The following is a 26288-nucleotide window of genomic DNA, read 5'->3' on the forward strand; positions in this document are numbered from 1 at the left end:
CAGTCTGCCGACGCGTGGCGCGCCGGTCCGCACCGCCCCACCGTCGGCCGTGGGGCGGTCAGGTCCCGACCGCCGCCACCCCGAGCTCGTCGAGCAGGCCGAGGACCCGGCGCCGGATCTCGTCGCGGATCGGCCGGACGACGTCGAGGCCCTGCCCGGCGGGGTCGTCGAGCACCCAGTCCTCGTAGCGCTTGCCGGGGAAGATCGGGCAGGCGTCGCCGCAGCCCATCGTCACGACGACGTCGGAGGCCCTGACGGCCTCGGGGGTCAGCAGCGTCGGGCGCTCGGCGGAGATGTCGATGCCCTCCTCGCGCATCGCCTCGGCGGCGACGGGGTTGACGGACGACCCCGGCGCACTGCCGGCCGAGCGCACCTCGACGGCGCCGCCGGACAGGTGGTGGAGGTAGGCGGCGGCCATCTGCGAGCGGCCGGCGTTGTGCACGCAGACGAAGAGGACGGACGGGCGGTCAGGACGGTCGGGCACGGGGGAACCCCTTCCGGAGGGTGAGCGAGACGTGGACGAGGGCGACGAGGACAGGGACCTCGATGAGCGGGCCGACGACCCCGGCGAGCGCCTGACCCGAGGTGGCCCGAAGGTGGCGATGGCCACGGCGATGGCCAGCTCGAAGTTGTTGCCGGCGGCGGTGAAGGCCAGCGTGGTCGTCCGCTCGTACGACAGCCCGAGACCGTGACCGAGGAGGAAGCCGCCGCCCCACATCACGGCGAAGTAGGCGAGCAGCGGCAGGGCGATGCGCGCGACGTCGAGCGGCCGACCGGTGACCTGCTCGCCCTGCAGCGCGAAGAGCACGACGATGGTGAAGAGGAGCCCGTACAGCGCCCACGGCCCCACCCTCGGCAAGAACGACCGCTCGTAGGCCGTTCTGCCCCAACGCTTCTCACCCAGCCGTCGCGACAGGTAACCGAGCAGCAGCGGCACCCCGAGGAAGACGAGCACCGAGCGACCGATGTCCGAGGGCGAGACGTCGAGGGCCGTCTGCTGCAGCCCGAGCCAGCCGGGCAGGACCGAGAGGTAGAACCACCCGAGCCCGGCGAAGGCCACGACCTGGAAGACGGAGTTGAGCGCGACGAGCACCGCCGCCGCCTCCCGGTCACCGCACGCGAGGTCGTTCCAGATGACCACCATGGCGATGCACCGCGCGAGCCCGACGACGACGAGCCCGGTGCGGTACTCCGGCAGGTCCGGCAGCAGCAGCCAGGCGAGCGCGAACATCAGCGCCGGGCCGAGCAGCCAGTTGAGGACGAGGCTGGCGACGAGCATCCGCCGGTCGCGGGTGACGGTGTCGAGCCGGTCGTAGCGGACCTTGGCCAACACCGGGTACATCATCACGAGCAGGCCGAGGGCGATGGGCAGCGAGACACCGTCGACCTCGATCACCGACAGCCCGGACCCCAGCCCGGGCACGACCCGCCCGAGCCCGAGCCCGGCGGCCATCGCGAGCCCGATCCACGCCGGGAGCCACCGGTCGAGGGTCGACAGGCGCGCGACGGTGACCGGCGCGTCGGCCGGGGTGTCGGGACGGACGGTCACGGGCAGCAGGCCCCCTCGGCGGCGCGCTCGGCGTGGCCGGCGGCCGAAGTGCAGCACCCGCCGTCACCGGCGAGGACCTCGAGGCTCGCGGTGGCGGGGCGGCCGTCGGCGGGGTTCTCGTCCTTGACGGTGTAGACCTCCCACGGCGCGCCGGCCGGGTCGTGGACCCAGACCTTGTCCTGGAGGGCGTAGCAGCAGGTCGTGTCGTCCTCGTCGAAGGACGCGAGGCCGGCCTCGGTGAAGCGCGTGCGGGCGGCCACCACGTCGTCGGTGGAGGACACCTCGACCCCGAGGTGGTTGAGGGCGCCCACGGTGCCGGTGCCGCGCGCGGCCTCGCTCGTCTCGATGAGCACGAGCTTGAGCGGCGGCTCGGCGACGGCGAAGTTGGCGTACCCGGGCCGGCGCTTGTGCGGCTCGACGCCGAACATCGCGGAGTAGAACGCGACGGAGGCCTCGAGGTCGCTGACGTTCAGGGCGAGCTGGACGCGGCCGGTCGTGGGGGTGGACGAGGGCATGGGCACCTCCGGGTGGAGACGGGTGCATCGACGACCGTCGATGTCTGACGAGCCCCACTCTGGACCCTCGCATCGACGTGTGTCAATATAGAGATCCGTCGATCCGCAGGAGGCACCGTGCCGGTCCGCGAGCTCCCCCTCGCCCCCACCACCGCGGCCTCCTGCTGCGGCATCGGCGTCGACGGCGGCCTGACCCGCGAGGACGCCGAGCGCAGCGCCGCCCTCCTCAAGGCGGTCGCCGACCCCGTGCGGCTGCGGCTGCTCAGCGCCATCCGGGCCACCGACGGCGGCGAGGCCTGCGTCTGCGACCTCACCGACCTCGTCGGGCTCGCCCAGCCCACCGTCTCCCACCACCTCAAGGTGCTCACCGAGGCCGGGCTCCTCGAGCGCGAGCGCCGCGGCACCTGGGCCTGGTACCGGCTCGTGCCGAGCAGGCTGGCCGACGTCCGGGCGGTCTTCGACTGACCCCGGCGTCATAGGGTGGGAGCGATGTCCACCCCGCCGGCCCCGAGCCCCCCGAAGCCGCTCCACGAGCTCGTGCACCCCAGCTGGGCCGAGGCCCTGGCCCCCGTCGAGCCGGTCGTCGCGCGGATGGGCGAGTTCCTGCGCGCCGAGGTCGCGGCCGGTCGCGGCTACCTCCCCGGCGGGCCCCACGTGCTGCGCGCCTTCCAGCAGCCGCTCGACGCCGTCCGCGTGCTCGTCGTCGGCCAGGACCCCTATCCGACGCCCGGGCACGCGATGGGCCTGTCGTTCTCGGTCGAGCCCGACGTCCGGCCGGCGCCGCGCAGCCTCGTCAACATCTACACCGAGATGGAGACCGACCTCGGGCTGCCACGCCCGACCAGCGGCGACCTCACGCCGTGGGCCGACCAGGGCGTCCTCCTCCTCAACCGCGTCCTCACCGTGACCCCCGGCAAGCCGGCGAGCCACCGTGGCCGCGGCTGGGAGGAGGTCACGGCGCGGGCCATCCAGGCCCTCGTCGAGCGCGGTGGCCCGCTGGTCGCGATCCTCTGGGGACGCGACGCCCGTTCTCTCACAGCCCATCTGCCGGGCATCCCCTGCATCGAGTCCGCCCACCCCAGCCCTCTCTCCGCCCACAACGGCTTCTTCGGGTCGCGCCCCTTCTCGCGCGCCAACGCCCTGCTCACCGAGGCCGGGGCCGACCCGGTCGACTGGAGGCTCCCGTGACGACACCGGCCGCCCGCCCGGTCTGGACCCGCTACGTCGCGATCGGCGACTCGTTCACCGAGGGGATGTCCGACCCCGACCCCGAGCGCGACGACGCCTACGTCGGGTGGGCCGACCGGCTCGCCCTGCGGCTCGACGCCGTGGCCGAGGCCGAGCACCTGCCGTTCGGCTACGCCAACCTCGCCGTGCGCGGCCGCACCCTGTCCGACGTCGTCGGGCCCCAGCTCGACGCCGCGCTGACGATGAGCCCCGACCTCGTCTCGATGGTCGGCGGCGGCAACGACCTGCTGCGCCCGAGCGTCGACCTCGACGGGCTCGCCGCGCGCCTCGAGGAGGCCGTCGTCCGGCTGCGGGCCTCGGGCGCCGACGTGCTCCTCGCGACGCCCACCGACACCCGGGACGCCGGCCTGTTCCGTGCCCTGCGCGGCCGGCACGCGGTGCACACGGCGAACATCTTCACCATCGCCCAGCGCCACGACTGCCACGTCCTCAACCTCTGGGGGATGACCGCCCTCCGCGACTGGCGGATGTGGGCCGAGGACCGCATCCACCTGACGACCGAGGGGCACCAGCGGGTGGCGATGGCCGCGCTCGCCGCCCTCGGGCACGACACCGACGTCGCGCGGTGGTCGACCCCGCTGCCGCCGGCCGACCGCACCACCCGGGCCGACGCGCTGCGCGGCCACGCCGAGTGGGTCCGCACGCACGCGGCGCCGTGGGTCGAGCGGCGGGTGCGGGGCACCTCCTCTGGCGACCGGCGCGACGCCAAGCGCCCCACGCTCGAGCACCTCCGCGACCCGCACGACGAGCCGGAGCACCAGCAGCTGCCCGAGCTCTGAGCCACGGTGGCCGCGGGCGGCCGCCGCTCGCCGACTTTGTTGGACGTCCAACTACCTCGGTACCCTCGGGGCATGCCAGCGACGAGGCTCATGCCGACCGAGGAGGGCCAGGACCTCATCGACCTGACCCGCGAGCTCTGCGCCAAGGAGCTGCGGCCCCGGGTCGACGACGCCGAGCGGGCCGCGGCCACCGGCGAGTCCTTCCCCACCGAGGTCTTCCGCACCCTGGGTTCCGCGGGCCTGCTCTCCCTCCCCCACCCCGAGGAGCACGGCGGCTACGGCCAGCCGTACGAGGTCTACCTCCAGGTCGTCGAGGAGGTCGCCTCGGCGTGGATGAGCGTCGCGGTCGGCGTCTCCGTGCACTCCCTCACCGCCTACCCGGTCACGACCTTCGGCACGGCCGAGCAGCAGGCCGCCCTCCTCCCCGGGATGCTCTCGGGCGAGCAGCTGGGCGCCTACTGCCTCTCGGAACCGTTGGCGGGCAGCGACATCGCCTCGATGACCACCCGCGCGACCCGCGACGGCGACGCGTACGTCATCCGCGGGCGCAAGGCGTGGATCAGCCACGCCGGCCACGCCGACTACTACACGACCTTCGCGCGCACCTCCGACGACGGCGGGAAGGGCCTGTCCTGCCTCGTCGTCCCCGCCGACGCCGAGGGCATCTCGTTCGGCGCCCCGGAGAGGAAGATGGGCCTGCACTGCGACACCGTGCGCGAGGTGATGTTCGACGACGTCCGCGTCGCCGCCGACCGCCGCATCGGCGAGGAGGGCCAGGGGATGGCCATCGCGCTGTCCGCCCTCGACGCCGGCCGGCTGGGCATCGCCGCCGCGTCCACCGGGCTCGCCCAGGGGGCCCTCGACCTCGCGGCGTCCTACGCCAAGGAGCGTCGGCAGTTCGGCCGGGCCATCGGGGAGTTCCAGGGCCTGTCCTTCCTGCTCGCCGACATGGAGGCCGCGGTCACGAGCGCCCGCGCCACCTACCTGCACGCCGCGCGGCTCAAGGACGCCGGGCGCGCGTACAGCAAGGAGGCGGCGGTCGCGAAGCTCGTGGCCACCGACGCCGCGATGCGGGTGACGACCGACGCCGTGCAGGTGCTCGGCGGGGCCGGCTACACCCAGGACTTCCCCGCCGAGCGGTACATGCGCGAGGCCAAGGTGACCCAGATCTTCGAGGGCACCAACCAGATCCAGCGCCTCGTCATCGGCCGGCACGTCCTGCGCTGACCCCGCCCGGGCGGAACCACGCCCGGGCCCGGCGCGTCCCACCGACGACCCCTGCGGAAGGACCACCGTGCGCACCCGCCTGACCGTCACCACCGCCCTCGTCGCCCTCGCCCTCGCGGGGTGCGGCAGCACGACCGCCGGGTCCGGGGGCGGTGCGAGCGCCTCGGACCAGCCCGGCACCGCCTCCGGCACCCCGTCGAGCAGCCCGTGGACGAGCACCACGCTCCCCTCGGCGCCCCCCACCGTCCCCCGCCGGCCGACGACGCGCTCCCCCCGGGCCTCGCGGACCGGCCGGCCGTCAAGGCAGCCCTCGAGGACGCCGCGGGCCGCTCGGGCATCGCCCCGGGCACGGTCGAGATCGCCGGCTACCAGCGGGTGACCTGGAGCGACGGCTCGCTCGGCTGCCCGAAGAAGGGCATGGCCTACCCGCAGATGACGGTCGAGGGTGAGCTGCTGCGGCTGAGCATCGGCCAGCGGGTCCTCGAGTACCACGCGCGGGCCGGCGGCTCGTTCGCGTTCTGCGCCTCGCCCAGCGGCCTCTACGCCCCCGCCGGCTGACCCCGCCACCGCGCGACCGTCCCCACCACCGCGACCGGCCCCGGACACGGCGGGACCGGGCCATCTCATACGTGGCCCGGTCCTCGACCACGGTAGGCACCGCAGGCGTCCCGGTCCGCAACCGACACGCATCGACGCGGCGAACGTCGAACGAACTCGCGGTGCGCCCGGTCAGTCGTCGGGGTCGCGGGAGATGCCGGGCAGCAGCGTCTCGCCCCGGCGCAGGGCGTCGAGGGCCTCGGGGTGGGCGGCCTCGACGTGGGCCAGGCCCTTGCGGCGGTAGCGCACCAGCTGGACGGCGCCGAGGCCCCAGAAGAGGAACTGCACCGACATCGCGATCCGGAAGTCGGCGAGCGTGTAGTCCTCGGGCCGCCCGGGGCCAGCCGGTCGAGCACGATGCCGATGAGCGCGATGGCCAGCAACGAGGCGGTGAAGCCCCCGACGTTGACCACCCCGGTGGCCCGGCCGAGCCGCGAGGAGTGGTGGAAGGTGCGGGCGAGGTCGAAGCCGACCATCGAGCCGGGCCCGCCGACCGCCGTGACGACCGCGAGGAGGAAGAGCAGCCACGCCGGTGCCGGCCCGGGCCAGAGCAGCACGACGGCCCAGGCCGTCGCGATGGCCCCGACGATGCCGAGGACGAGCTGGGAGCGCCGGTACGGCAGGCGGGAGGTGAAGGCCGCGATGACCGGGCCGGCCGCCATCGCCGTGAACGTCATGACGACGAGGACGAGCGAGGCCGTGCGCGGCGCCATCCCCTCGCTGAGCAGGAACGGGTAGCCCCAGAGCATCGTGAAGACGGTCGCCCCGAACTGCGAGGTGAAGTGCACCCACAGGCCGAGCCGCGTGCCGGGGTTGCCCCACACCTCGGCGAGGGTGCGGGCGAGGGCGCGCACCTTGATCCGCTCGACCGCCTCCCCGCGGTAGGGCGAGTCCTTGACGACGAGCACCAGCGCCACGGTGAGCACGAGTCCGATGCCGCCCGCCGTCGCGAACGAGCGGGTCCAGCCGAAGGTCGCGAGGGCGGCGGCGAGCGGGGTGGCCGCCACGACCGCGCCGAGCTGGCCGACCATGCCGGACAGCTGGGTGATGAACGGGGCCTGCTTGACCCGGAACCAGACGGCGACCAGGCGCAGCAGCGAGGTGAAGACCATGGCGTCGCCGGCCCCGAGCATCACGCGGGCGGCCAGACCGACAGGGAAGGAGCCCGCGACCGCGAACCACAGCTGCCCGGCGGACATGAGGACCAGCCCGGTGAGCAGGAGCTTCTTGGAGCCGAACCGGTCCAGCAGCACCCCGACCGGGATCTGCATCGCGGCGTAGACCGTCAGCTGGACGACCGTGAAGGTCGAGAGCTGGGCGGCGGAGATGTGGAAGCGCTCGGCGGCCAGCAGCCCGGCGACGCCCAGCGAGGTGCGGTGGAAGACCGCGAGGACGTAGACCGACAGGCCCACCGCCCAGATGGCCCAGGCCCGGCGCTTCCCGATGGTGTGCACCTGGCGGAGCACGGGGCGGGTCACGGGGAGATTCTACGAGCGCCGCGCGGCGGCTCCGGACACCGTCCGTCCTCCTCCGCTCGGGTCGAGTGCGGAAGTGGCTGCCCCGGCAGCCACTTCCGCACTCGACGGCCGATGGTGGAGGTCAGCCGGGGAGGCGCTCCTCGGCTACGCCGTTGCCGCCGTCGACGACGAGCAGCTGACCGGTGACGTAGGCCGCGCCCGGGCTCGCGAGGAAGGCGACCGCGGCCGCGACCTCCTCGGGCGTGCCGGAGCGGCCGGTCGGCACGAGGTGGCCCTCGCGCGCCTCCGACGGCGTCTGCGACCCCGTGGCGACCCACCCGGGAGCGACCGCGTTGGCGGTGATGCCGTGCACCGCCTCGTCGACCGCGAGCGCCCTCGCCAGCCCGACGAGCCCGGCCTTGGCCGCCGCGTAGGCGACGTCGGAGCGCAGGGCCATGACCGGCCCGGCGGTCGAGGAGACCATGACGACCCGGCCCGAGCCGCTGCGGCGCAGCTGCGGCAGGGCGGCCCGGGTCACGAGGTAGGCGGTGTCGAGGTTGCGGGCCAGCGAGGCCGACCACCGGTCGGGCGGGGTGCCCTCGAGGTCGCCCCCCAGGTAGTCGCCGCCCGACGCGACCGACACCATCCCCGCGTTGTTGACGAGGACGTCGAGCCCGCCGCCCAGCGCGAGGGCCGCTGCGACGGCCGCCGCGGCGCCCTCCTCGCTCGTCAGGTCCGCGACGGCACCGGCGGCCTCGTGGCCCTCGTCCCGCAGCTCGGCGGCCCGCTCGTGGGCGCGGTCGGTCGTCGCTCCGAGCACCACCCGCGCGCCGCACTCGGCGAGCAGGCGGGCGCACGCCATCCCGATGCCGGTCGGCGACCCGGCGCCGGTGACCAGGGCGGTGCGCCCCGTGAGGTCGAACGCGGCGGGGAGGGTGGGCGGCACCGTCAGGCCAGGGCCGCGTCCATCGACTCCTCGAGGACGTCCATCGCCTCGTGGAGCAGGTCGTCGCCGATGGAGAGCGGCGGCAGGAAGCGGAAGACGTTGCCGTAGGTGCCGCAGGTCAGCGTGACGACGCCGCGGTCGTGACAGCCCTTGTTGACGGCACCGGCGAGCGCGGCGGCCGGCTCCTTGGTGGCGGGGTCGGTGACGAGCTCCATGGCCATCATCGCGCCGCGCCCGCGGACCTCGCCGATCTCGGGGTGCTTCTCGGCGAGCGACCCGAGCCGGTCACCGAGGATCTTGCCGATGCTGCGCGCGCGGCCGGCGAGGTCGTCGACCTCCATCGACTCGATGCTCGCGAGCGCGGCGGCGCAGGCCACCGGGTTGCCGCCGTAGGTGCCGCCGAGGCCGCCGCCGTGGACGGCGTCCATCAGCTCGGCGCGGCCGGTGACCCCGGCGAGCGGCATGCCTCCGGCGATGCCCTTGGCGGTGGTGATGAGGTCGGGGACGACGCCCTCGTGGTCGCTGGCGAACCAGTCGCCCGTGCGGCAGAAGCCGGACTGGACCTCGTCGGCGACGAAGACGATGCCGTGCTCGCGGCAGTACTCGGCCAGCCCGGGCAGGAAGCCCTCCGGCGGGACGATGAAGCCGCCCTCGCCCTGGATCGGCTCGATGACGACGGCGGCCGTGTTGTCCTCGCCGACCTGCGCGTGGATCATCTCGGTGACCGTGCGCAGGGCGTCCTCGGCGCAACGCTCGGCGCCGCCCGGCCAGCGGTAGGGGTAGGCCATCGGCACGCGGTAGACCTCGGGGGCGAAGGGCCCGAAGCGGTGCTTGTAGGGCATGTTCTTCGCGGTCATGCCCATCGTGAGGTTGGTGCGGCCGTGGTAGCCGTGCTCGAAGACGACGACCGCCTGCCGCCCGGTGGCGTGCCGGGCGATCTTCACGGCGTTCTCGACGGCCTCGGCGCCGGAGTTGAACAGCGCCGACCGCTTCTCGTGGTCGCCGGGGGTGAGCGCGTTGAGCTTCTCGCAGACGCCGAGGTAGGGCTCGTAGGGCGTGACCATGAAGCAGGTGTGGGTGAACCGGCTGATCTGCTCGGTCACGGCGTCGACGACCCGCTGGTTGCCGTTGCCGACCGTCGTCACGGCGATGCCGGACCCGAGGTCGATCAGCTGGTTGCCGTCGACGTCGCGGATGATGCCGCCCGCGCCGTCGGTGACGTAGACCGGCAGGCCGGTGCCGACTCCCGCCGCGACGGCGGCCGTCTTGCGGGACTGGAGCTCCTGGGAGCGCGGCCCGGGGATGGCCGTGGTGAGGATCCGCTGCTGCTCGATCATGCGGGCATCCTATCCGTGGGTGCAGGGCCCCGGAACCCGCGGAATCCGTCGTCCTGCGCGACGCCCGTCCGGCCCGCTCCGCCACCGCCCCTGACCCCGCGTGGCGAGGGCCTCGAGGGGGTAGGTCGACACCCACCACCGACGAAGGAGGCCGCCGTGCCCGCACGCAAGGACCCCGGACCCTCGGTCAAGGACGCGGAGCTCTACGAGAAGCTCCGTGACGAGGGCAACAGCAAGGAGAAGTCGGCGCGCATCGCCAACGCGGCCGCGAACACCTCCCGCTCGAGCGTCGGGCGCCGGGGAGGGACCTCGCCGTCGTACGAGGAGTGGACCGTGGCCGAGCTGCGTGCGCGGGCCCGTGAGCTGGAGGTCGAGGGCCGCTCGTCGATGTCGAAGGCGGAGCTGGTCGACGCCCTCCGGAACCACTGAGGCGACCGGGCCGAGGCCGCTGACCTGCGAGGACACCCCGGTGCCGGAACGAGGTGGCGGCCAGGAGCTGCGTGCAGGGGGTTCGCAGCTCCCGGCCGCCGGCTCGGGGTCCACCATCCGCCCGACGGGCTGTGGGGACCCGAGTACTGTACCTGAGAACGGCTGGTGGTCGGGCCGCGCGGGCGGACGACATCGACGAGGACGGGAGGCGACGTGAGGCTCCTGCTGGTCGAGGACGAGCGCCCGCTCGCCGCCGCGCTCGACGACGCGCTGCGCGAGGCGGGCTGGGTCGTCGACCACTGCGCCGACGGGCGCGAGGGCCTGCGGATGGGTGTCGCCGGGCAGTACGACGTCATCGTCCTCGACATCATGCTCCCGGGGCTCAACGGCTACGACGTCCTCAAGCACCTGCGCGAGCACAAGGTGTGGACCCCCGTCCTCATGCTCACGGCCAAGGACGGCGAGTTCGACCAGACCGACGCCTTCGAGCTCGGCGCCGACGACTACGTCACCAAGCCGTTCAGCACCCCGGTGCTGCTCGCCCGCCTCCAGGCCCTGGCCCGCCGGGGCGCCCCCGAGCGCCCGGTCGCCCTGACGGCCGGCCCCCTGAGCCTCGACCCCACGACCCGCCGCGTCACCCGCGAGGGCCGCGAGGTCCAGCTGACCGCCCGCGAGTACGCACTCCTGCACCACCTGATGCGCAAGGCCGGGATGGTGCAGAGCAAGGCCGAGATCCTCGAGAACGTCTGGGACTCCGACTACCCCGGCGCCGACAACGTCGTCGAGGTCTACATCGGCTACCTGCGGCGCAAGGTCGACGCCCCGTTCGACGTCAAGGTCATCGAGACGGTGCGCGGCCTGGGCTACCGGCTCAACCCGCTGGAGGACCCGCAGGGAGCCTGACGGCGAAGCGGCACCAGCCCTCCGGGCTCTCGGTCGCCTCGACCCGGCCGTCGTGGGCGGCCACGACCTCGGCCACGATGGCCAGCCCCAGCCCGGTGCCGCCGGTGCCCCGGGTGCGCGAGTCGTCGAGCCGGACGAAGCGCCCGAACACCCGCTCGCGGTCCGCGGGCTCGATCGGCGGGCCGTCGTTGTCGACGGTGAGCAGCGCGTCGTCACCGTCGTGCGCGAGCCGCACCCGCACCGTCGTGTGCATGTGCCGCTCGGCGTTCTCGAGGAGGTTGCGCACGACCCGGCCGAGCCGGGCCTGGTCGCCGTCGAGCCGCACGGGCTCGATGGCCACGGACACCGGCATCCCCCGCGCGCGCAGGGCCCCGGTCTCGCCGAGGACGACGTCGTCGAGGTCGACCTCGGTGCGGTGCAGGACCATCGCGTGCTCGTCGGCGGAGGCGAGGGTCAGCAGGTCCTCGACGAGCACGGCGAGCCGGTCGACCTCCGCCGAGGCCCGGGCCGAGACCGTGGCGCGCTCGGCGGCGGGCCGCTCCTCGGCCAGTCGGTCCAGCAGCACCCGGATGGTCGCCAGCGGGCTGCGCAGCTCGTGGCCGGCGTCGGCGACGAAGGCCCGGCGGGAGGCGTCGGCCCGCTGCATCCGGGCCAGCAGGTGGTTCATCGTCTCGGCCAGCCGGGTCAGCTCGTCGCGGCCGGCGGGCACCTCGAGGGCGGGGCCCGGTCCGGGCGAGCCGGCCGAGGCGATGCCCTCGACCTGGTCGCGCATCCGCTCGACGGGTCGCAGCGCCTGGCCGACCGCGAAGGTCGTCACCGAGCCGAGCAGGGCGATGAGGCCGATCGCCCCGATGAACGCGAACTCGGTGGACTGGCCGAGCGCCGTCGCCTCGACCCGGGTCGGCACGCCGACGACGAGCGTGTAGTGCTCGCCCTCCGGGCTGGTGCCGTCGGTGGCGGCCACGACCCACGCGCCCGCGGGCTGACCGGGGAGGTCGTCGACCTCACCGAGCCGCACCTCCTCCCCCTCGAGGGTCGGGCGGGCCAGCGGGGCGGTCGGGGCGCCGCCGGTGGCCGCGACGACCTCGCCGGTGCGGGGGTCGACGACCTGGACGATGCGGTTGCCGTCGATGACGGCGTGCGTCGCGATGAGGTCGCCGACACCGTGCACCCCGAGGTCGGCCCGCAGCTCGACGGCCTCGGCCCGGGCGACGTCGCGCGCCGAGGCCTCGAGGACCTGCCCGAGGGAGAGGTAGACGATGCCCGCGAGCGCCGCGCTGACGAGCAGGACGACCGGCATGGTCAGGGCGAGGATGCGGCTCCTCAGGCCCAGCCGGATGCGCATGCCGCGAGTGTAGGCGGGGCCCCGCGCCGCCGAGCCCACCCGCAGGGGGCCCGGCGCCGCGGCGGCACGGTTCGCCGCAGCGCCCCGGTCGGACCGGGTCGCCGCGGGGGCCGGGGTGCTCAGGCGACCGGGGAGGACTTCCAGCCCGTCTGCCACGAGACCTCGCCGACGGCGTCGCAGCCACCGCCCTGGCAGACCCCGAACCGGAACTGGACGGTCTTGTACTCGTAGAAGTCCTTGTTCTTGACGCCCCAGCGGTACTGGTCGGTCGGGTTCCACCGGATCAGCCCCTGTCGTGAGCCGTCGGTGAGCCGCCACTGGACGGCCACCCGGACGCCCGGGTTGTAGGAGAAGAGGTAGAAGTAGTCCCCGTCCCGGCGGAAGCAGGCCTCGCCGGCCGAGCCTCCGTCGGCGGTGACGTTGCACGCGTGGCTGCCGATGCCCGTGGCGTTGTTCACCTCGAGGCTGGCGGCGACGGCCTGCGGGGTCGCGGAGGCCGCGACGAGCACGGCTGCGGCCCCGGCGAGGACGGTACGGACGGCGTGGATGGTGCGCATGGGTGTTCCCCCTCGGTGCGGTCGGTGAGCACGCCGCGATGTCCCCCCGCGACGGGCTCCGTCCCCACAACGTACTCCCGGAGGTGTCGACGCGGGAGGATGGCGGTCATGGACCTGCACCCGCGCGCACTCCGGCTCGGCACGGGCCCCCTCTGGCTCGAGGTGCTGACCTCCGGGGCATCGGTCCGCCGGCTGGTCCTCGACTCCGGGGACGGCCCGGTCGACGTCGTCCTCGGGCACGCCGACCCGGCGACGTACGTCGGCGGCGGCGGGTACCTCGGGGCGACGGTGGGGCGCTTCACGAACCGGCTCGCCGGCGGCCGGACCGTCCTCGACGGCGTGCCGGTCACCGTGCCGCCCAACGACGGGCCGAACGCCCTGCACGGCGGGCCGGAGGGCTTCGACGCCCGCGAGTGGAGGGTGCTCGAGGAGGGCGACACCCACGTCGCACTCGCCCTGACCAGCCCCGACGGCGACCAGGGGCTCCCGGGGACGGTGCGGGCCCGGGTCGACTACGACGTGACCGACGACGAGGTCACCGTCACCCACCACGCGACGACCGACCGGCCGACCTACCTCGGGCTGACCAACCACGCGTACTTCCGGCTCGACGGCGAGGGAGCGGGCGACGTCCTCGACCACACGCTGGAGGTGGCGGCCGGGTCGTACACGCCGGTGCGCGCCGACCTCGTGCCGACGGGCACGGTCGAGCCGGTCGACGGCACCCCGTTCGACCTGCGCCGTCCACGCCGCATCGGCGACGTGCTGGCCGAGCCCTCCGAGCAGCTCGCCCACGGCGGCGGCCTCGACCACAACCTCGTCCTCGACGGCGCCGGGATGCGGTGTGCCGCACGGCTCGTGGCGCCGTCCGGGCGGTGGCTCGAGGTGCACACCGACCGCCCGGCGCTGCAGGTCTACACCGGCGCACACTTCGACGGGACGCTCACCGGCATCGGCGGGCGCCCGTACGGCCGGTGCGCCGGCGTGGCCCTCGAGACCCAGGGCTTCCCCGACGCCCCGAACCACCCGGGCTTCCCCGATGCCGTGCTGCGGCCCGGCGAGGTCTTCACGGCCGTCACCCGCTGGCGGCTCGGCGCCGGCTAGCGTCGCCCGCCCGCTGACCGGCCGCGCCCGCGGCCGTGCACGCGCGGGGGCTGGCCGGCGAGCGCCCGCTGGCTGTCGAGCACGAACTGGTAGACGCCGTCGTCCTCGAGGCGGTCCCAGGAGCCGCTGCGTCCGGTGTCGTCGGACGGTCCCGCGGGTGTGGGCGCCGGCTCCCTCCATCCCCCGTACCCGTCGAGCAGCGCGCGCGGGGCCTCGGCCTCGAGGGCCGCGAGCAGCGCCTCCGACACCCCGCGCGGCAGGAGGGCGACGAGCACCCCGGGGCGCCGGCGCTCGGCCGTCACGAGGTAGCGCGCGAGCGCCGGGGTGTCGGCCGGGCCGACCCGGTGGCCCACGAGCAGCTCGGTGCGGACGAGGTCGAGCACGGCGACGGGCAGCCCGTCGTCGAGGTCGGCGAGCGCGAGGTCGTGGGCGCGCGCGGCCGCGGCGGCGTCGAGGGTCGCCACGAGGTACCGGTACGCCCGGTTCGGGTCGGGCACGCCACCACGGTACGGGCGCGGACCGGTCGGCACCGGGGGACGACGCCCCGGGGCGCCGCGGCACACTCCGCCCGGGAGGGCGGAACACGCCGCACGGGCGAGAGACCGCGCGGCGTGTCCTGTCCCCTCGACGGGATCGCAGGGCGTCGAGGACGGGTGGCGGCGTCAGCCGGTGTGGTGCACCTCCTGGAGCCGGTAGACCGGGGTCTCCAGGCCGGCGAAGCGCGCCGCGAGCTGGAGCGCGAGGTAGAGCGAGTAGTGCCGTGACTGGTGGAGGTTGCCGCCGTGCATCCAGAGGTTCGGCACCTGGGTCGGCTTCCACATGTTGCGCTGCTCGCCCTCCCACGGGCCGGGGTCCTTCGTCGTGTCCGAGCCGAGGCCCCAGCACTTGCCGAGCCGGTCCGCGGTCTCCTGGTCGATGAGGTCGGCGACCCAGCCGTTCATCGAGTTGTAGCCGGTCGCGAAGACGACGAGGTCGGCCGGCAGCTCGGTGCCGTCGTCGAGCACGACCGCGTCCTCCGTCAGCCGGACGACCTGGCCGTGCGCGAGCTTGACCTCACCGTCGGCCACGAGGTCGGCGGCACCGACGTCGATGTAGTAGCCGGAGCCGCGCCTCAGGTACTTCATGAACAGGCCGGAGCCGTCGTCGCCCCAGTCGAGCCAGAAGCCGGCGGCCTCGAGCCGGTCGTAGAAGTCCTTGTCGACCTCGGCCATCTTCTCGTAGGCGGGGATCTGGAACTCGTGGAGGATCCGGTACGGGAGCGAGGCGAAGATGAGGTCGGCCTTCTCGGTCGTCACGCCCGCGTCGAGCGCCCGCTCCGAGTAGAGGTCACCCAGCCCGTACTCCATCAGGCTGCCGCTCTTGACGATGTGCGTCGAGCTGCGCTGGACCATCGTCACGTCGACGTCGTTCTCCCACAACGCTCCACAGATGTCGAAGGCGCTGTTGTTGCTGCCGATGACGACGGCGCGCTTGCCGCGGTACGCGTCCGGGCCGGGGTGGCGCGACGAGTGGTGCACGTCGCCGCGGAACACGTCCATCCCCTCGACCTCGGGCATCCGCGCCTTGCCGGACATCCCGGTGGCGAAGACGAGCTGCGTCGGTCGCAGGGTCAGGGGCTGCCCCTCCTTCTCGACCTCGACGGTCCACTCGCCGGCCTCCTCGTTCCACGTCGCCGAGCGGGCCTCGGTGCTCGACCAGTACGGCACCTCCATGACGTTGACGTAGGACTCCAGCCAGTCGCCGATCTTGTCCTTCGGGGCGAACACCGGCCAGTTGTCGGGGAACTTGAGGTACGGCAGGTGGTCGTACCAGACCGGGTCGTGGAGGCAGAGCGACTTGTACCGCCCGCGCCACTGGTCGCCGGGTCGCGGGTGCTTGTCGATGACGAGCGCCGGCACCCCGAGCTGGCGCAGCCGCGACCCGAGCGCGATACCGCCCTGGCCGCCGCCGACGACGAGCACGTAGGGCTGGGTGGTCGAGCCGAGCGACTCGGCCTCGGCCTGGCGCCGCTCCTTCCACGTGGTGCGCTCGCGCGCGGCGCCGTGCTCGGCGCCCATCGGCCGGCGGGTGCGGCGCGGCTCCTCGCGGCCCTTGAGCTCGTCGAGGGTGGTGAGCAGGGTCCAGGCCCTGTCGGCGCCGTCCTCCTCGCGCAGCCGCAGGAGGCCGGTGCCCCGTCCGACGGCCGTCTCGAAGGTGAACCACGCCGTGACGACGCCGCCGTCCTCGGTCGCCGGCTCGCTCGTCCCGAAGCCCGACGGGCGGGTGCGCCCCAGCGTCTCGCCGAGCAGGTCGCGGACGCCGTCCGGGTTCTCGACGGTCGTGAGGTTCCAGCTGAACGACACGAGGTCGCGCCAGAAGCTCTGCGCGGCGAACAGGCCGGCCGCCCGGTCCACGTCGCCGGCGGTCAGGGCGTCCTCGAAGGTCGCCAGCCACGCGTCGGCCCGGTCGGGGGCGGACCGCTCGTCGGTCGGGGGTCGCTCCAGGGTGTCGGTCATCGGCTGCTCCTTCGCGGGATGCGGGGACCTCGTCGTCCGCGCTCCGGGTCAGGACACCCCGCGCCGGCGGGTCGCGGGAAGGGTTGCAGCGCGTTGCACGCCGCCCGGTCGCAGGGGGCGGCGGCGCGGGCCGGCGGCTACCCTGACGGGATCGCCCGCGCGCCCGCCGCCGGGTGGTGAGGAGTCGACGATGACGCCCTACAGCGCCGGAAGTGCCGTCGTGCCCGGCACCGACCTCGGGCAGCACGCCCGGGCGCTGCGCCGCGTCCACGACGCCGTGATGGGTGGCGCGTCGGCCCCCGCCCCGCTGCGGCCCCTCGTCTCCCGCTCGTGGACCCGGGTGCTCGGGTTCGGGCTCGACCCCACCCACGCCAACGCCCGCCAGCCGCTGCCGTGGGCCGAGGTCGAGCGCCGGCGGCACCACTCCCCCTCGCCCTGGTCATCGACGAGGTCCGGTCGGTGCTGACGTCCGTGGCCGACGCCTCGCGCTTCATCGTCGTCGTCACCGACGCCGAGGGCGTCATCCTCTGGCGGGAGGGGTCCGCCGGGGTGCTGCGCAAGGCCGACACCCTCGGGTTCACCGAGGGCGCGACGTGGACCGAGGACCACGTCGGCACCAACGCCATCGGCACCGCCCTTGCGGAACAGGCTCCGGTGCAGCTGTTCTCGGCCGAGCACTTCGAGGAGGGGCAGCACCCCTGGTACTGCACCGCATCGCCCGTGCACGACCCGCGGACCGGTGCGCTGCTGGGCGTCGTCGACGTCTCGGGGCCTGCCCTGACGCTGCACCCGGCGCTCATCGCCCTCGTCGACACCGCCACCAAGCTCGCCGAGGCCCGACTCTGGCGCCACCACGAGCAGTCGCTGCAGCGGCTGCGGCGCTCGGCCGAGCACGTGCTCGCGACGACGACGGGGCCGGTGCTGCTCGTCGACGACGACGGCTGGGTCGCGCACTACAGCGGCGTGCTCGTCCGCGACCGCATCGCCGCCCCCCGGCCCGACCGGCCGCTCACCGTGCCCGGGCTGGGACTGTGCCTGCCCGAGCGGCTCGGTGAGGGCTGGCTGGTGCGTCCGGACGAGCGCGGCACGTCCCTGACCGCCCGGCTGGTGTCGGTGGGCGGGGAGGCGGTGCTCGAGGTGTCCGGTGCGCCCGGTGGCGACGCCGGCTGGCGGGCGTCGCTCACCCCGCGGCACGCGGCCATCCTGCGCCTGCTCGCGGGGGCGGGGTCGGAGGGGATGACGGCCGCCGCGCTGAGCCGTGCCCTGTTCGGCGACGAGGAGCACCAGGTCACCGTGCGGGCCGAGGTCAGCCGGCTGCGACGCGTCGTCGGTGCGCTGGTGGCGGCGGCGCCCTACCGCGTGGCCGAGGGCGTCCGCCTCACCTGCGACCCCTGACCCGCGACCCCGACCCGCGACCCCGACCCACCCCCTCATCCCGACTGATTGCCCAGAACCCACCTCTCGGGGTCGTTTCGGCCCTCCCGAGGTGGGTTCTGGGCAATCAGTCGGGTCGGTCGGGGAGGTCGGCCAAGGTGCCGGGGCCGGGGACGGGGTCAGCTCGAGGGGCCGAAGCGCTCGGTGCGGATGGCGCCCGAGTCGTGGCCACCGTCGAGCAGGAGCCGGGTCGCCGCCTCGACGAACCCCGACGGGCCACAGCAGTAGACCAGCGGCGGGGCGGGGAAGGCGTCGACCGGGGGCAGGTCGCCGGGGCGCAGACGGCCGGGCGGACGCGCGTCGTCGGGCAGCCCACCGCGGGAGTACAGCCGGTCGATGCGCAGCCCCGACGCGGTGACGGCCATCGCGTGCAGCTCGTTCGTGTAGAAGACGTGGTCGGGCGTGCGGGCGCTGTAGACGAGGTGGAACGGGGTGCTCGACCGGGTGCGCTGGCGCTCGCGGAGCATCGCCATGAGCGGCACGACCCCGGAGCCGCCCGCCACGAGCAGCACCGGCTCGGGCATCTCGGCGCTCCAGCGGAACCAGCCGCCGATGGGGCCCCGGACCTCGAGCTCGTCGCCGGCCCTGGCCTCCTCGACCAGCCACGGCGAGACCTCCCCGTCGCCGACGAGCTGCACGGTGAGCACGAGCCGGCCGGGCTCGGGCGCGGAGGCGACGGAGTACGTGCGGGTCGCGGTGTAGCCGTCGGCCGCCGTGAGCCGCACGTCGACGTGCTGGCCGGCGGCGTGGCCCGGCCAGCCGGGGACCTCGAGCACCACCGTGCGGGCGGTACGGGTCTCGAGCCAGCCGTCCTCGACACGGGCCAGCCGCCAGGGCATCGGGGTGGGGGCGGGCGTGCCCGCTGGGGAGGTCATCGTGCCGGCGCCGCTCAGTCGCCGACGTAGCGCTGCTCGCGCCACGGGTCGCCGAGCGCGTGATAGCCGAGCCGCTCCCAGAAGCCGAGGTGGTCCTCGGTGAGCAGCTCGAGGCCGTTGACCCACTTGGCCGACTTCCAGAGGTACAGGTGCGGCACGAGGAGGCGGGCCGGGCCGCCGTGCTCGGGGGTCAGCGGCTTCCCTCCGTAGTGGGTGGCGACCCAGGCGCGCCCGCCCGTGACGTCCTCCATCGGCAGGTTGGTGGTGTAGCCGCCGTAGGCGTGGACGAGCACGTGCGTGGCCAGCCGGCCGGCGCCGTCGAGCACCGCCTCGAGGGGCACGCCGCGCCAGGTCGTGTCGAGCTTGCTCCACTTGGTGACGCAGTGGATGTCGGTCGTCAGGTCCTCGGCGGGCAGGGCCATCAGGTCGGCCCAGGAGAGGCGGCGGCGCGTGCCGTCGGTGTCGAGGACGTCGAGCCGCCACTCCTCGGTGCGCACCCCGGGTGTCGGCCCGGCCGACAGCACCGGGAAGTCGCGCTCGAGGTACTGGCCCGGGGGATGCGCGGGTTCGACGGGCCGCGGCGGCCGGCGAACCCTCTCGTGACGACGTCCACGCGCCCATCATCCCCGACCGGGCCACCGCCGCCGCCCCGGACCGCCCCGACCGCCCGCCCGCCCGGACCGCGAACGTGTGTGAAGAACGTCCAAATGCCGACGGTCTTCACACACGTTCGCGGAGGGGGCGGGCGCAGGCCGGACGTGACGCACGGGACATGTGACGCGCGCCGCCTCCACCCGCCGCGCGGACCCGTCGCTCCTAGCGTGGGGGGTGGAGCCACGGGCTCCCCGCCCGTGGCCGTCCGCACAGAGCCGAGGACGCCATGACACGCACGTACGCAGTCACCGGATCCGCGTCGGGGATCGGGCAGGCCACCGCCGCCCTCCTGCGTCGCCGGGGCCACCGGGTCATCGGGGTCGACGTCCGCTCCGGGGACGTCGTCGCCGACCTCTCGACACCGCGAGGTCGTGAGGAGGCGGTCGAGGGGGTGCTCGACGAGGCCGGGGGCCGGCTCGACGGCATCGTCGCCAACGCCGGTCTCGCCCTGCCCGTGGCGGCCACCGTCGCCGTCAACCACTTCGGCACCGTCGCCCTGCTCGACGGCCTGCGCCCGGCCCTTGCGTGCTCGCGCGCACCCCGGGCCGTCGCGACCTCGTCGATGGCCACCCTCATGCCCGTGCACGCCCCGCTCGTCGAGGCCTGCCTCGCGGGCGACGAGGACCTGGCGCTGGCCATCGCCACCGACCTCGAGGCGCAGGGACCGGAGGCCGGCGCGGTGCTGTACCCCTCGAGCAAGCGGGCCCTCTCGCGCTGGGTGCGCCGCGAGGCGCCGACGTCGCGGTGGGCCGGGGCCGGCATCCCGCTCAACGCCGTGGGCCCCGGCATCGTCCGGACGCCGATGGTCGCCGACATGATCGCGACCGACGCGGGACGGGCGGGCCTCGCGGCGGCGGTCCCGATGCCGCTGAACGGCTACCTCGAGCCCGAGCAGGTCGCCGCGCTCCTCGCGTGGCTGGTCTCCGAGGAGAACACGCACGTCTGCGGCCAGACGATCTACGTCGACGGCGGCTCGGACGTCGTGCTGCGGGGCGACGACGTGTGGGCGTGGCACGACGCCGTGCCCACCACCACCGTCACCGCCGCCGCCATCGCCGCCACCACCGGTGCCCCGGTGCGGGAGGCCGTCCCGGCCGGCTGACCGCCCTCAGACCGCGGCGCGGCGCGGGGTGCTCGACCCCCGCACCCGCGCCGCCCCACGTGGGGCGGGTCAGCCGCGGTCGATCTGCATGACGACGGCCTTGGGCTCGGTGAAGAACTCACGCGAGAAGTTGCCGCCCTCGCGCCCGACCCCGGAGTCGCCGACGCCGCCGAACGGCGTGCGCAGGTCGCGGATGAAGAAGCAGTTGACCCACACGGTGCCGGCACGCAGCCTCGAGGACACCCGGTGCGCCCGCGAGAGGTTCTCGGTGAAGAGCATCGCATTGAGGCCGTAGCGGGTGTCGTTGGCGAGGTGGACGACCTCGTCCTCGGTGTCGAAGGAGTTGACGACGCACACCGGGCCGAAGATCTCCTCGCAGTACGGCGCGGCGTCGAGCGCGAGACCGTCGATGATGGTCGGCCGCACGAGCCACGAACCATCCTCTGCCACACCGCCGGTGCGTATGGTCCCGCCGAGGGCCTCGGCCGACTCGACGTAGGACACGACCTTGTCGTAGTGCCGCTTGCTCGCGAGCGAGGAGAACCTCGTCGCCGGGTCGAACGGGTCGCCGATGGTCAGCGCCTCGGCCGCCGCGACGAAGCGCTCCATGAAGGTGTCGTAGATCGAGGAGTGGACGAACAGCCGCGACCCCGCCAGGCAGATCTGGCCGGCGTTGCGGAAGATCGCCTCGACCGCCCAGTACACGGCGTTGTCGAGGTCGGCGTCCTCGAAGACGACGTTGGCGCCCTTGCCCCCGAGCTCGAGCGACACCGGGGCGAGGTGCGTCGCCGCCGAGGCCATCACGTGCTTGCCCGTCGTCGAGGACCCGGTGAAGGTCACCCGGTCGACCCGGTCGTCGCCGGTCAGGGCCGCCCCGGCGGGGGCGCCGTAGCCGTTGACGACGTTGAGCACACCGGGCGGGAAGCCGGCCTCGACGGCCAGCCGGCCGAGCATCGTCACCGACGCCGGGGTGTCCTCCGACGGCTTGATGATGCACGTGTTGCCCCAGGCGATCGCCGGTGCGATCTTCCACGAGGCCATCATCAGCGGGAAGTTCCACGGGCTGATGGCGGCGACGACCCCGGCGGGCCCGAACTCGCTGTAGGTGTGGTGGCCGGAGTCCATCGGGTAGACCTCGCCGACGGCGTCGCGCTGGTGGTCGGCGAAGAACCGGAAGTTCCAGACCGACCGCGCGACGTCGTGCTTCGCCTGGGCGAACGGCTTGCCCATGTTCGTGGCGTCGAGGCGGGCGAGGTCGTCGGCGCGCTCCTCCATGAGGTCGGCGAGGCGGTGGATGGCCGCAGCCCGCTCGACCCGTCCCATCCGCGGCCACGGGCCCTCGTCGAAGGCCTTGCGCGCGCTGACGACGGCGCGCTCGGCGTCCTTCTCGGAGGCCTCGGCCGCCTGCGCCCACACCTCGCGGGTCCACGGGTTCCACACGTCGAAGCGGCGGCCGTCGATCGACTCGACCTCCTCGTTGTCGATGATGTGGCCGAAGAACTGGAGCTCGCTCATGGGATCGCCTCGGGGGTGCTGTGGTCGGAGGTGCCGGCGTCCGTGCCGGCGTGGACGGGGTTGCGGCTCAGGCGGAGTCGCGCGGGTCGGGGGCTCCTCGGCGCTCGGCGATCGTGACGTCTCCGGCGGCCCAGTGCGTCAGGGGCACCTCACGGACGACGACCCGGATGCTCTCGACGGGCGCGTCGACGGACTCGGCCGTGGCCCGGGTGAGCGCGGAGATGAGGGTGCGGACCTGCTGCGGCGTGCGGCCCTCGGCCATCGTCACCTCGATGAGCGGCACGTCAGGCCTCCCCGCCGTTGAGGAAGACCGAGCCGAGGTTCGTGAAGTGCAGCGCGGTGCTCGACCCCGGCGGTGCGAAGACCGCGTCGGTCATCCCACCGGTCAGCACGATCCAGCCCGCCTCGATGGCGTGGCCGCGCCGGGCCAGGTCGTTGGCGGCCAGGGCCAGCGCCTCGCCGGGGTGCCCCTGGACCGCCGCACCGGTCGCCGAGTCGGTGACGACCCCGCCGACCTCGACGAGGACCGCCTCGAGCGAGAGGTCGAGGTCGGCCGGGGGACACCGACCGGACCGGTGACGAACGCCCCGGACGAGGCGTTGTCGGCGGCGACGTCACCGGCGGTGAAGCGGAAGTCCTTGTAGCGGCTGTCGATGACCTCTGCGCCGCCCCAGACCGACTCGACCGCGGACATCGCCTGCGCACAGGTGACCCCCGGACCCTCGAGCCGCTCGCCCATGAGGAAGACGATCTCCGGCTCGATCCGCGGGTGGATGAGCCGGCCCTGCGGCACGGGGTCGCCGACGGGCAGCACCATCGCGTCGGTCAGCCACGCGACGAACGGGAAGTGCACACCCATCCGCTGCTGCTTGGCCCGGCTGGTCAGCCCGAGCTTGACGCCGATGAGCTTCTCGCCGCGCTCGATCCTCTTCTGCAGGGTGAGGTCCTGGACGGCGTACCCGGTGTCGAGGTCGAGCCCGGGCCACTCGTCGGTGAAGGGCTCACGCTCGCGGCGCTCGTCCTCGCAGGCGAGCAGCTCTGCGGCAACGGACTCGACCGTCCAGCCCCCGAAGGCGCACCGGCCATCAGCGGACCCCATCCCGGCGAGGTCGCCCAGCTCGAGCAGCTGGTGCTTCTCCTCGGCGAGCTGCAGGGCGATGTCGATGATCATGTCCTCCTGGCCGCCGACGTACCCGTACTCACCGACCTTGGTGAGGATCTCGTGGGCCGGCACGTCGTAGCGCTCGGCGGCCCGCTCGGCGTGCAGGAGGAAGGAGCTGTACACGCCGGCGTAGCCCTGGGTGATCGAGCTGCGGTCCATCCACGGCAGGCGCGGGATGAACGGCCGGACGACGTCCTCGGCGGCGGAGAGCACCTCGCCGAGGTCGATGCCGGTGCGGATGCCCATCCGCTCGAAGGTCGCGGCGAGGACCTCGGTCGGGCTGTTGCCGGCGCCGGCACCGAGGGCGCACAGCGCGCCGTCGATCTGCAGGGCCCCGGCCTGGTGCGCGAGAACCGAGTTGGCGATTCCGAGGCTGAGGTTCTGGTGGCCGTGGAAGCCGACCTGGGCCTCTTGGCCGATCTCGTCGATGACCGCCGTGATGCGCTCCTGGGCGTCGGTGAGCACGAGCGCACCGGCGGAGTCGACGACGTAGACGCACTGCGCGCCCGCGTCGACCATGATCCGCGCCTGCTGGGCCAACGTCGCCGGTGACGCCTTGTGGCTGAGCATGAGGAAGCCCACGGTCTCCATCCCGAGCGCCCGGGCCGCGCCGAAGTGCTGGATCGAGACGTCGGCCTCGGTGCAGTGCGTCGCGATGCGGGCGACCGAGGCGCCGGCCGCGTGGGCGTTCCGCAGGTCGTGCAGCGTGCCGAGGCCGGGGAGCATGAGGATCGCGATCTTGGCCCGGGTGGCCTCGTCGACCGCGGCGGCGATGAGCTTCATCTCGTCGACCTTGGAGAAGCCGTAGTTGAAGCTCGACCCGCCGAGGCCGTCGCCGTGCGACACCTCGATGACCTGCACGCCGGCCGCGTCGAGGGCGTGCACGACGCCGCGCACCTGCTCCTCGGTGAACTGGTGCTGCATCGCGTGCGAGCCGTCGCGCAGCGTCGAGTCAGTGATCCGCAGGTCGGTCTCGCCACCCCGCGCGGGGTGTGGGCGAGGACCTCGGACTCGGTGACCTCGTGCGTGACGACGGGGGCGTCCTCGGGGCGGATGGTCATGTCACCCATGGCTCAGACTCCTGCCTTCTGGGCGTCGGCGTGGGCGGCGGCGCCGACGGCGACGAGCGGGTCGGGGGTGTCGCCGAGGGCGGCCGACGACTTCCAGGTGGAGGCGACGCCGAGCCGGTGGGCGACCATGATGTCGCCGACCCGGGCCGCGGCGGCCGTGATGATGTCGAGGTTGCCGGCGTAGTCGGGCAGGTAGTCGCCCCGTCCCTTGACCTCGATGGGCACGAAGACCCGCGCCATCCCTGCCAGAGCTCGCGGGCGGGGTCGAACTGGGGCTCGGCCCGCAGGTGGTAGCCCGGCACGTAGTCCTGCACCTCGGCGACCATCGCGTGGATCGACGCGAGCAGCCGGTCCTGCAGCGGACCGGGCTCGCCGGCCTCCGGCGGGATCGCGCAGAACACCGAGTTGCGCATCATGAGCGGCGGCTCGACGGGGTTGAGGATGACGATGGCCTTGCCGCGCTCGGCACCCCCGACGACCTGCAGCGCCTCGGACGTCGTCTCGGTGAACTCGTCGATGTTGGCCCGAGTCCCCGGGCCGGCCGACCTGCTGGAGATGCTCGCGACGATCTCGGCGTACGGCACCGGCACGACCGAGGAGATGGCCTTGACCATCGGGGTCGTCGCCTGGCCGCCGCAGGTGATCATGTTGACGTTCGTCGCGTCGAGGTTGAAGTCGAGGTTGACCGGCGGGCAGAGGTAGGGCCCGACGGCGGCCGGCGTCAGGTCGACCGCGAGGATGCCGGCCTCCGCGTAGCGCGGGGCGTTGGCCTCGTGCGCCTTGGCCGACGTGCACTCGAAGACGACGTCGGGCAGCTCGTCCTGGGCGAGCAGCCAGTCGACGCCCTCGGCGCTGGCCTCGAGCCCGACGGACGCCGCACGACGCAGGCCGTCCGACGCCGGGTCGACGCCGATCATGTACCGCGGCTCGATGACGTCGCTGCGGCGCATCAGCTTGAACATCAGGTCGGTGCCGATGTTGCCGGGTCCGACGATGGCGGCGGTGCCCTTGGTCCTGGCGGTGGTGGACATGGCGCTCCTCGAGCGGTCGGAGGGGTCAGGCGAAGCGGGCGGTGACGCTGCCGAGCCCGGCGAACGTCGCGGTGAAGACGTCGCCGGCGGCGACGGGGGCCATCGCGCAGACGGCACCGGGGAGGACGACGTGGCCGGCCTCGAGGGTGACGCCGCGCGCGCCGACCGTGTTGGCCAGCCAGACGAGGGAGTTGAGCGGCGAGCCGAGGACGGCCCCGCCGGCGCCGGTGCCGATGACGACCCCGTTGCGGTGGAACGTGGCTCCGGCGAGGCGCAGGTCGACCGCGCCGACGTCGGTGGGCGTGGAGCCGAGGACCACCGCACCCGAGCTGGCGTTGTCGGCGATGGTGTCGTAGAGCCCGATCGTCCAGTCGCGGATGCGGCTGTCGACGATCTCGAGGGCGGGCAGCACGAAGTCGACGGCCCGCAGCGCCTCGTGGACGGTGACGCCCGGGCCCTCAGCGGCTTCTCGAGGACGAAGGCGACCTCGGGCTCGACCCGCGGCTGGAGGAAGTCCGACACCGGGATCGGCGCGTGCTCGAGGTGGAAGAAGTCGTCGAGGAGGTGGCCGTAGTCGGGCTCGGTGACGCCGAGCAGACGCTGCATCGCGGCGCTCGTCAGGCCGACCTTGTGGCCCTGGACGACGCGTCCGCCGGCGAGCCGCTCCCGGATCTGGAGCTGCTGGATCGCGTAGGCGTCCTCGAGGGTCATGCCCTCGTGGGTCGCGGTGAGCGGCTCGAGCGGCGCCTTGGTGTCGTAGGCGGCGAGCAGCTCGGCGGCGACGCGGGACCGGGTCTGGTCGTCCACGGGCGGTCCTTCCGGGCTGGGGGTGGTGGGCGCGGGGCATCCACCCCGACGGTACGGACAGTGGTCCTGCGGCCACCCACGCCGTTCCGCTCCCGGGAACGTCGTGGTGGGTCGTAGTGGGTCGTCGGGGGTCGCCGTGCGTCGGGCGCC

27 protein-coding genes and 2 pseudogenes are annotated in these 26288 nt (G+C 74.0%); 12 read left to right on the plus strand and 17 right to left on the minus strand.

Annotated elements, in window-relative coordinates:
• Positions 1–58 precede the first annotated feature (58 nt).
• The 3 genes and pseudogenes from G7075_RS13035 to G7075_RS13045 all read right to left on the minus strand — a co-directional run bounded on the left by G7075_RS13035 (position 59) and on the right by G7075_RS13045 (position 2064).
• A complete protein-coding gene (locus G7075_RS13035) occupies positions 59–484 on the minus strand; it encodes an arsenate reductase ArsC (RefSeq protein WP_166122385.1) in 426 nt (141 codons plus the stop codon).
• Positions 468–1453 (minus strand): annotated as a pseudogene (gene arsB, locus G7075_RS13040) (ACR3 family arsenite efflux transporter). The gene G7075_RS13035 and the pseudogene arsB overlap by 17 nt, the downstream one beginning before the upstream one ends.
• 92 nt (positions 1454–1545) lie before the next feature.
• The gene (locus G7075_RS13045) at positions 1546–2064 is read right to left on the minus strand and encodes an ArsI/CadI family heavy metal resistance metalloenzyme (RefSeq protein ID WP_166122387.1); all 519 of its coding nucleotides are present in this window, start codon (positions 2062–2064) and stop codon (positions 1546–1548) included.
• Between the two features lie 117 nt (positions 2065–2181).
• Between G7075_RS13045 and G7075_RS13050 the strand changes: the two genes are divergently transcribed.
• The 5 genes from G7075_RS13050 (at position 2182) to G7075_RS13070 (ending at position 5876) form a co-directional block, all read left to right on the plus strand.
• Positions 2182–2529: a metalloregulator ArsR/SmtB family transcription factor gene (locus G7075_RS13050; RefSeq protein ID WP_166122389.1), complete on the plus strand. Its 348-nt coding sequence runs from the start codon at positions 2182–2184 to the stop codon at positions 2527–2529.
• Positions 2530–2553: 24 nt separating this feature from the next.
• Complete coding sequence (locus G7075_RS13055; protein WP_166122391.1) at positions 2554–3252, plus strand: uracil-DNA glycosylase; 699 nt, start codon at positions 2554–2556, stop codon at positions 3250–3252.
• Entirely contained in the window at positions 3249–4091 is an 843-nt protein-coding gene (locus G7075_RS13060) for an SGNH/GDSL hydrolase family protein (RefSeq protein WP_166122393.1), read from the plus strand. The genes G7075_RS13055 and G7075_RS13060 overlap by 4 nt, the downstream gene beginning before the upstream one ends.
• A 72-nt stretch (positions 4092–4163) precedes the next feature.
• Positions 4164–5318 (plus strand): acyl-CoA dehydrogenase family protein, encoded by a 1155-nt coding sequence (locus G7075_RS13065; RefSeq protein ID WP_166122395.1) that lies wholly within the window; start codon positions 4164–4166, stop codon positions 5316–5318.
• Between the two features lie 207 nt (positions 5319–5525).
• Positions 5526–5876, plus strand: coding sequence for a hypothetical protein (locus tag G7075_RS13070; RefSeq protein ID WP_166122397.1), 351 nt, complete (start codon positions 5526–5528; stop codon positions 5874–5876).
• Positions 5877–5941: 65 nt separating this feature from the next.
• Here G7075_RS13070 and G7075_RS13075 read toward each other — a convergent pair whose 3' ends face one another.
• From G7075_RS13075 to gabT, 3 genes are all read right to left on the minus strand, one after another.
• Entirely contained in the window at positions 5942–7393 is a 1452-nt protein-coding gene (locus G7075_RS13075; protein ID WP_240917602.1) for a nitrate/nitrite transporter, read from the minus strand.
• Between the two features lie 121 nt (positions 7394–7514).
• Complete coding sequence (locus G7075_RS13080) at positions 7515–8318, minus strand: SDR family NAD(P)-dependent oxidoreductase (RefSeq protein ID WP_166122399.1); 804 nt, start codon at positions 8316–8318, stop codon at positions 7515–7517.
• A 2-nt stretch (positions 8319–8320) separates the two neighbouring features.
• The gene (gene gabT / locus G7075_RS13085) at positions 8321–9655 is read right to left on the minus strand and encodes a 4-aminobutyrate--2-oxoglutarate transaminase (RefSeq protein ID WP_166122401.1); all 1335 of its coding nucleotides are present in this window, start codon (positions 9653–9655) and stop codon (positions 8321–8323) included.
• A 156-nt stretch (positions 9656–9811) separates the two neighbouring features.
• Here gabT and G7075_RS13090 point away from each other — a divergent pair, with 156 nt between their 5' ends.
• Together G7075_RS13090 and G7075_RS13095 are read left to right on the plus strand one after the other, a co-directional pair.
• Entirely contained in the window at positions 9812–10084 is a 273-nt protein-coding gene (locus G7075_RS13090) for a Rho termination factor N-terminal domain-containing protein (protein ID WP_166122403.1), read from the plus strand.
• 213 nt (positions 10085–10297) lie between these two features.
• A complete protein-coding gene (locus G7075_RS13095; RefSeq protein WP_166122405.1) occupies positions 10298–10987 on the plus strand; it encodes a response regulator transcription factor in 690 nt (229 codons plus the stop codon).
• On the opposite strand, the gene G7075_RS13100 is transcribed toward G7075_RS13095, so the two are convergent.
• Together G7075_RS13100 and G7075_RS13105 are read right to left on the minus strand one after the other, a co-directional pair.
• Positions 10956–12332, minus strand: a complete 1377-nt coding sequence (locus tag G7075_RS13100) for a cell wall metabolism sensor histidine kinase WalK (RefSeq protein ID WP_166122407.1) — start codon at positions 12330–12332, stop codon at positions 10956–10958. The genes G7075_RS13095 and G7075_RS13100 overlap by 32 nt on opposite strands.
• 119 nt (positions 12333–12451) lie before the next feature.
• Positions 12452–12889: a hypothetical protein gene (locus G7075_RS13105; protein ID WP_166122409.1), complete on the minus strand. Its 438-nt coding sequence runs from the start codon at positions 12887–12889 to the stop codon at positions 12452–12454.
• Between the two features lie 108 nt (positions 12890–12997).
• Between G7075_RS13105 and G7075_RS13110 the strand changes: the two genes are divergently transcribed.
• Positions 12998–13993, plus strand: a complete 996-nt coding sequence (locus tag G7075_RS13110) for an aldose epimerase family protein (protein WP_166122419.1) — start codon at positions 12998–13000, stop codon at positions 13991–13993.
• Here G7075_RS13110 and G7075_RS13115 read toward each other — a convergent pair.
• Entirely contained in the window at positions 13990–14490 is a 501-nt protein-coding gene (locus G7075_RS13115; RefSeq protein ID WP_166122421.1) for a hypothetical protein, read from the minus strand. The two genes, G7075_RS13110 and G7075_RS13115, sit on opposite strands and share 4 nt — an antisense overlap.
• 165 nt (positions 14491–14655) lie before the next feature.
• Positions 14656–16488 (minus strand): NAD(P)/FAD-dependent oxidoreductase, encoded by a 1833-nt coding sequence (locus G7075_RS13120; protein ID WP_166122423.1) that lies wholly within the window; start codon positions 16486–16488, stop codon positions 14656–14658.
• Positions 16489–16678: 190 nt separating this feature from the next.
• Here G7075_RS13120 and G7075_RS20345 point away from each other — a divergent pair, with 190 nt between their 5' ends.
• Complete coding sequence (locus G7075_RS20345) at positions 16679–16954, plus strand: hypothetical protein (protein ID WP_205860498.1); 276 nt, start codon at positions 16679–16681, stop codon at positions 16952–16954.
• Entirely contained in the window at positions 16948–17883 is a 936-nt protein-coding gene (locus G7075_RS13125; RefSeq protein ID WP_205860499.1) for a GAF domain-containing protein, read from the plus strand. The genes G7075_RS20345 and G7075_RS13125 overlap by 7 nt, the downstream gene beginning before the upstream one ends.
• Before the next feature lie 158 nt (positions 17884–18041).
• Here G7075_RS13125 and G7075_RS13130 read toward each other — a convergent pair whose 3' ends face one another.
• Positions 18042–18797 carry a ferredoxin reductase gene (locus G7075_RS13130; protein WP_166122425.1) on the minus strand — a complete coding sequence of 252 codons (756 nt, stop codon included), beginning with the start codon at positions 18795–18797 and terminating at the stop codon, positions 18042–18044.
• A gap of 14 nt (positions 18798–18811) precedes the next feature.
• A complete protein-coding gene (locus G7075_RS13135) occupies positions 18812–19294 on the minus strand; it encodes a molybdopterin-dependent oxidoreductase (RefSeq protein WP_371814069.1) in 483 nt (160 codons plus the stop codon).
• A gap of 383 nt (positions 19295–19677) precedes the next feature.
• Between G7075_RS13135 and G7075_RS13140 the strand changes: the two genes are divergently transcribed.
• A complete protein-coding gene (locus G7075_RS13140) occupies positions 19678–20553 on the plus strand; it encodes an SDR family oxidoreductase (RefSeq protein WP_166122427.1) in 876 nt (291 codons plus the stop codon).
• Between the two features lie 69 nt (positions 20554–20622).
• Here the strand turns inward: G7075_RS13140 and G7075_RS13145 are convergent, their stop codons facing one another.
• The 5 genes and pseudogenes from G7075_RS13145 to G7075_RS21315 all read right to left on the minus strand — a co-directional run bounded on the left by G7075_RS13145 (position 20623) and on the right by G7075_RS21315 (position 25743).
• Positions 20623–22068: an aldehyde dehydrogenase gene (locus tag G7075_RS13145; RefSeq protein ID WP_166122429.1), complete on the minus strand. Its 1446-nt coding sequence runs from the start codon at positions 22066–22068 to the stop codon at positions 20623–20625.
• Between the two features lie 67 nt (positions 22069–22135).
• Complete coding sequence (locus G7075_RS13150; RefSeq protein WP_166122431.1) at positions 22136–22351, minus strand: tautomerase family protein; 216 nt, start codon at positions 22349–22351, stop codon at positions 22136–22138.
• 102 nt (positions 22352–22453) lie between these two features.
• Positions 22454–24154, minus strand: coding sequence for a 4-hydroxy-2-oxovalerate aldolase (dmpG, locus tag G7075_RS21310; RefSeq protein ID WP_240917603.1), 1701 nt, complete (start codon positions 24152–24154; stop codon positions 22454–22456).
• A 149-nt stretch (positions 24155–24303) separates the two neighbouring features.
• Positions 24304–25331: pseudogene (locus G7075_RS13165) on the minus strand (acetaldehyde dehydrogenase (acetylating)).
• Between the two features lie 25 nt (positions 25332–25356).
• Complete coding sequence (locus tag G7075_RS21315; RefSeq protein ID WP_240917605.1) at positions 25357–25743, minus strand: fumarylacetoacetate hydrolase family protein; 387 nt, start codon at positions 25741–25743, stop codon at positions 25357–25359.
• 122 nt (positions 25744–25865) lie between these two features.
• Between G7075_RS21315 and G7075_RS21320 the strand changes: the two genes are divergently transcribed.
• Complete coding sequence (locus tag G7075_RS21320; RefSeq protein ID WP_240917606.1) at positions 25866–26255, plus strand: hypothetical protein; 390 nt, start codon at positions 25866–25868, stop codon at positions 26253–26255.
• Positions 26256–26288: the final 33 nt, after the last annotated feature.

The organism is Phycicoccus sp. HDW14 (assembly GCF_011383005.1).
GTDB lineage: Bacteria > Actinomycetota > Actinomycetes > Actinomycetales > Dermatophilaceae > Phycicoccus.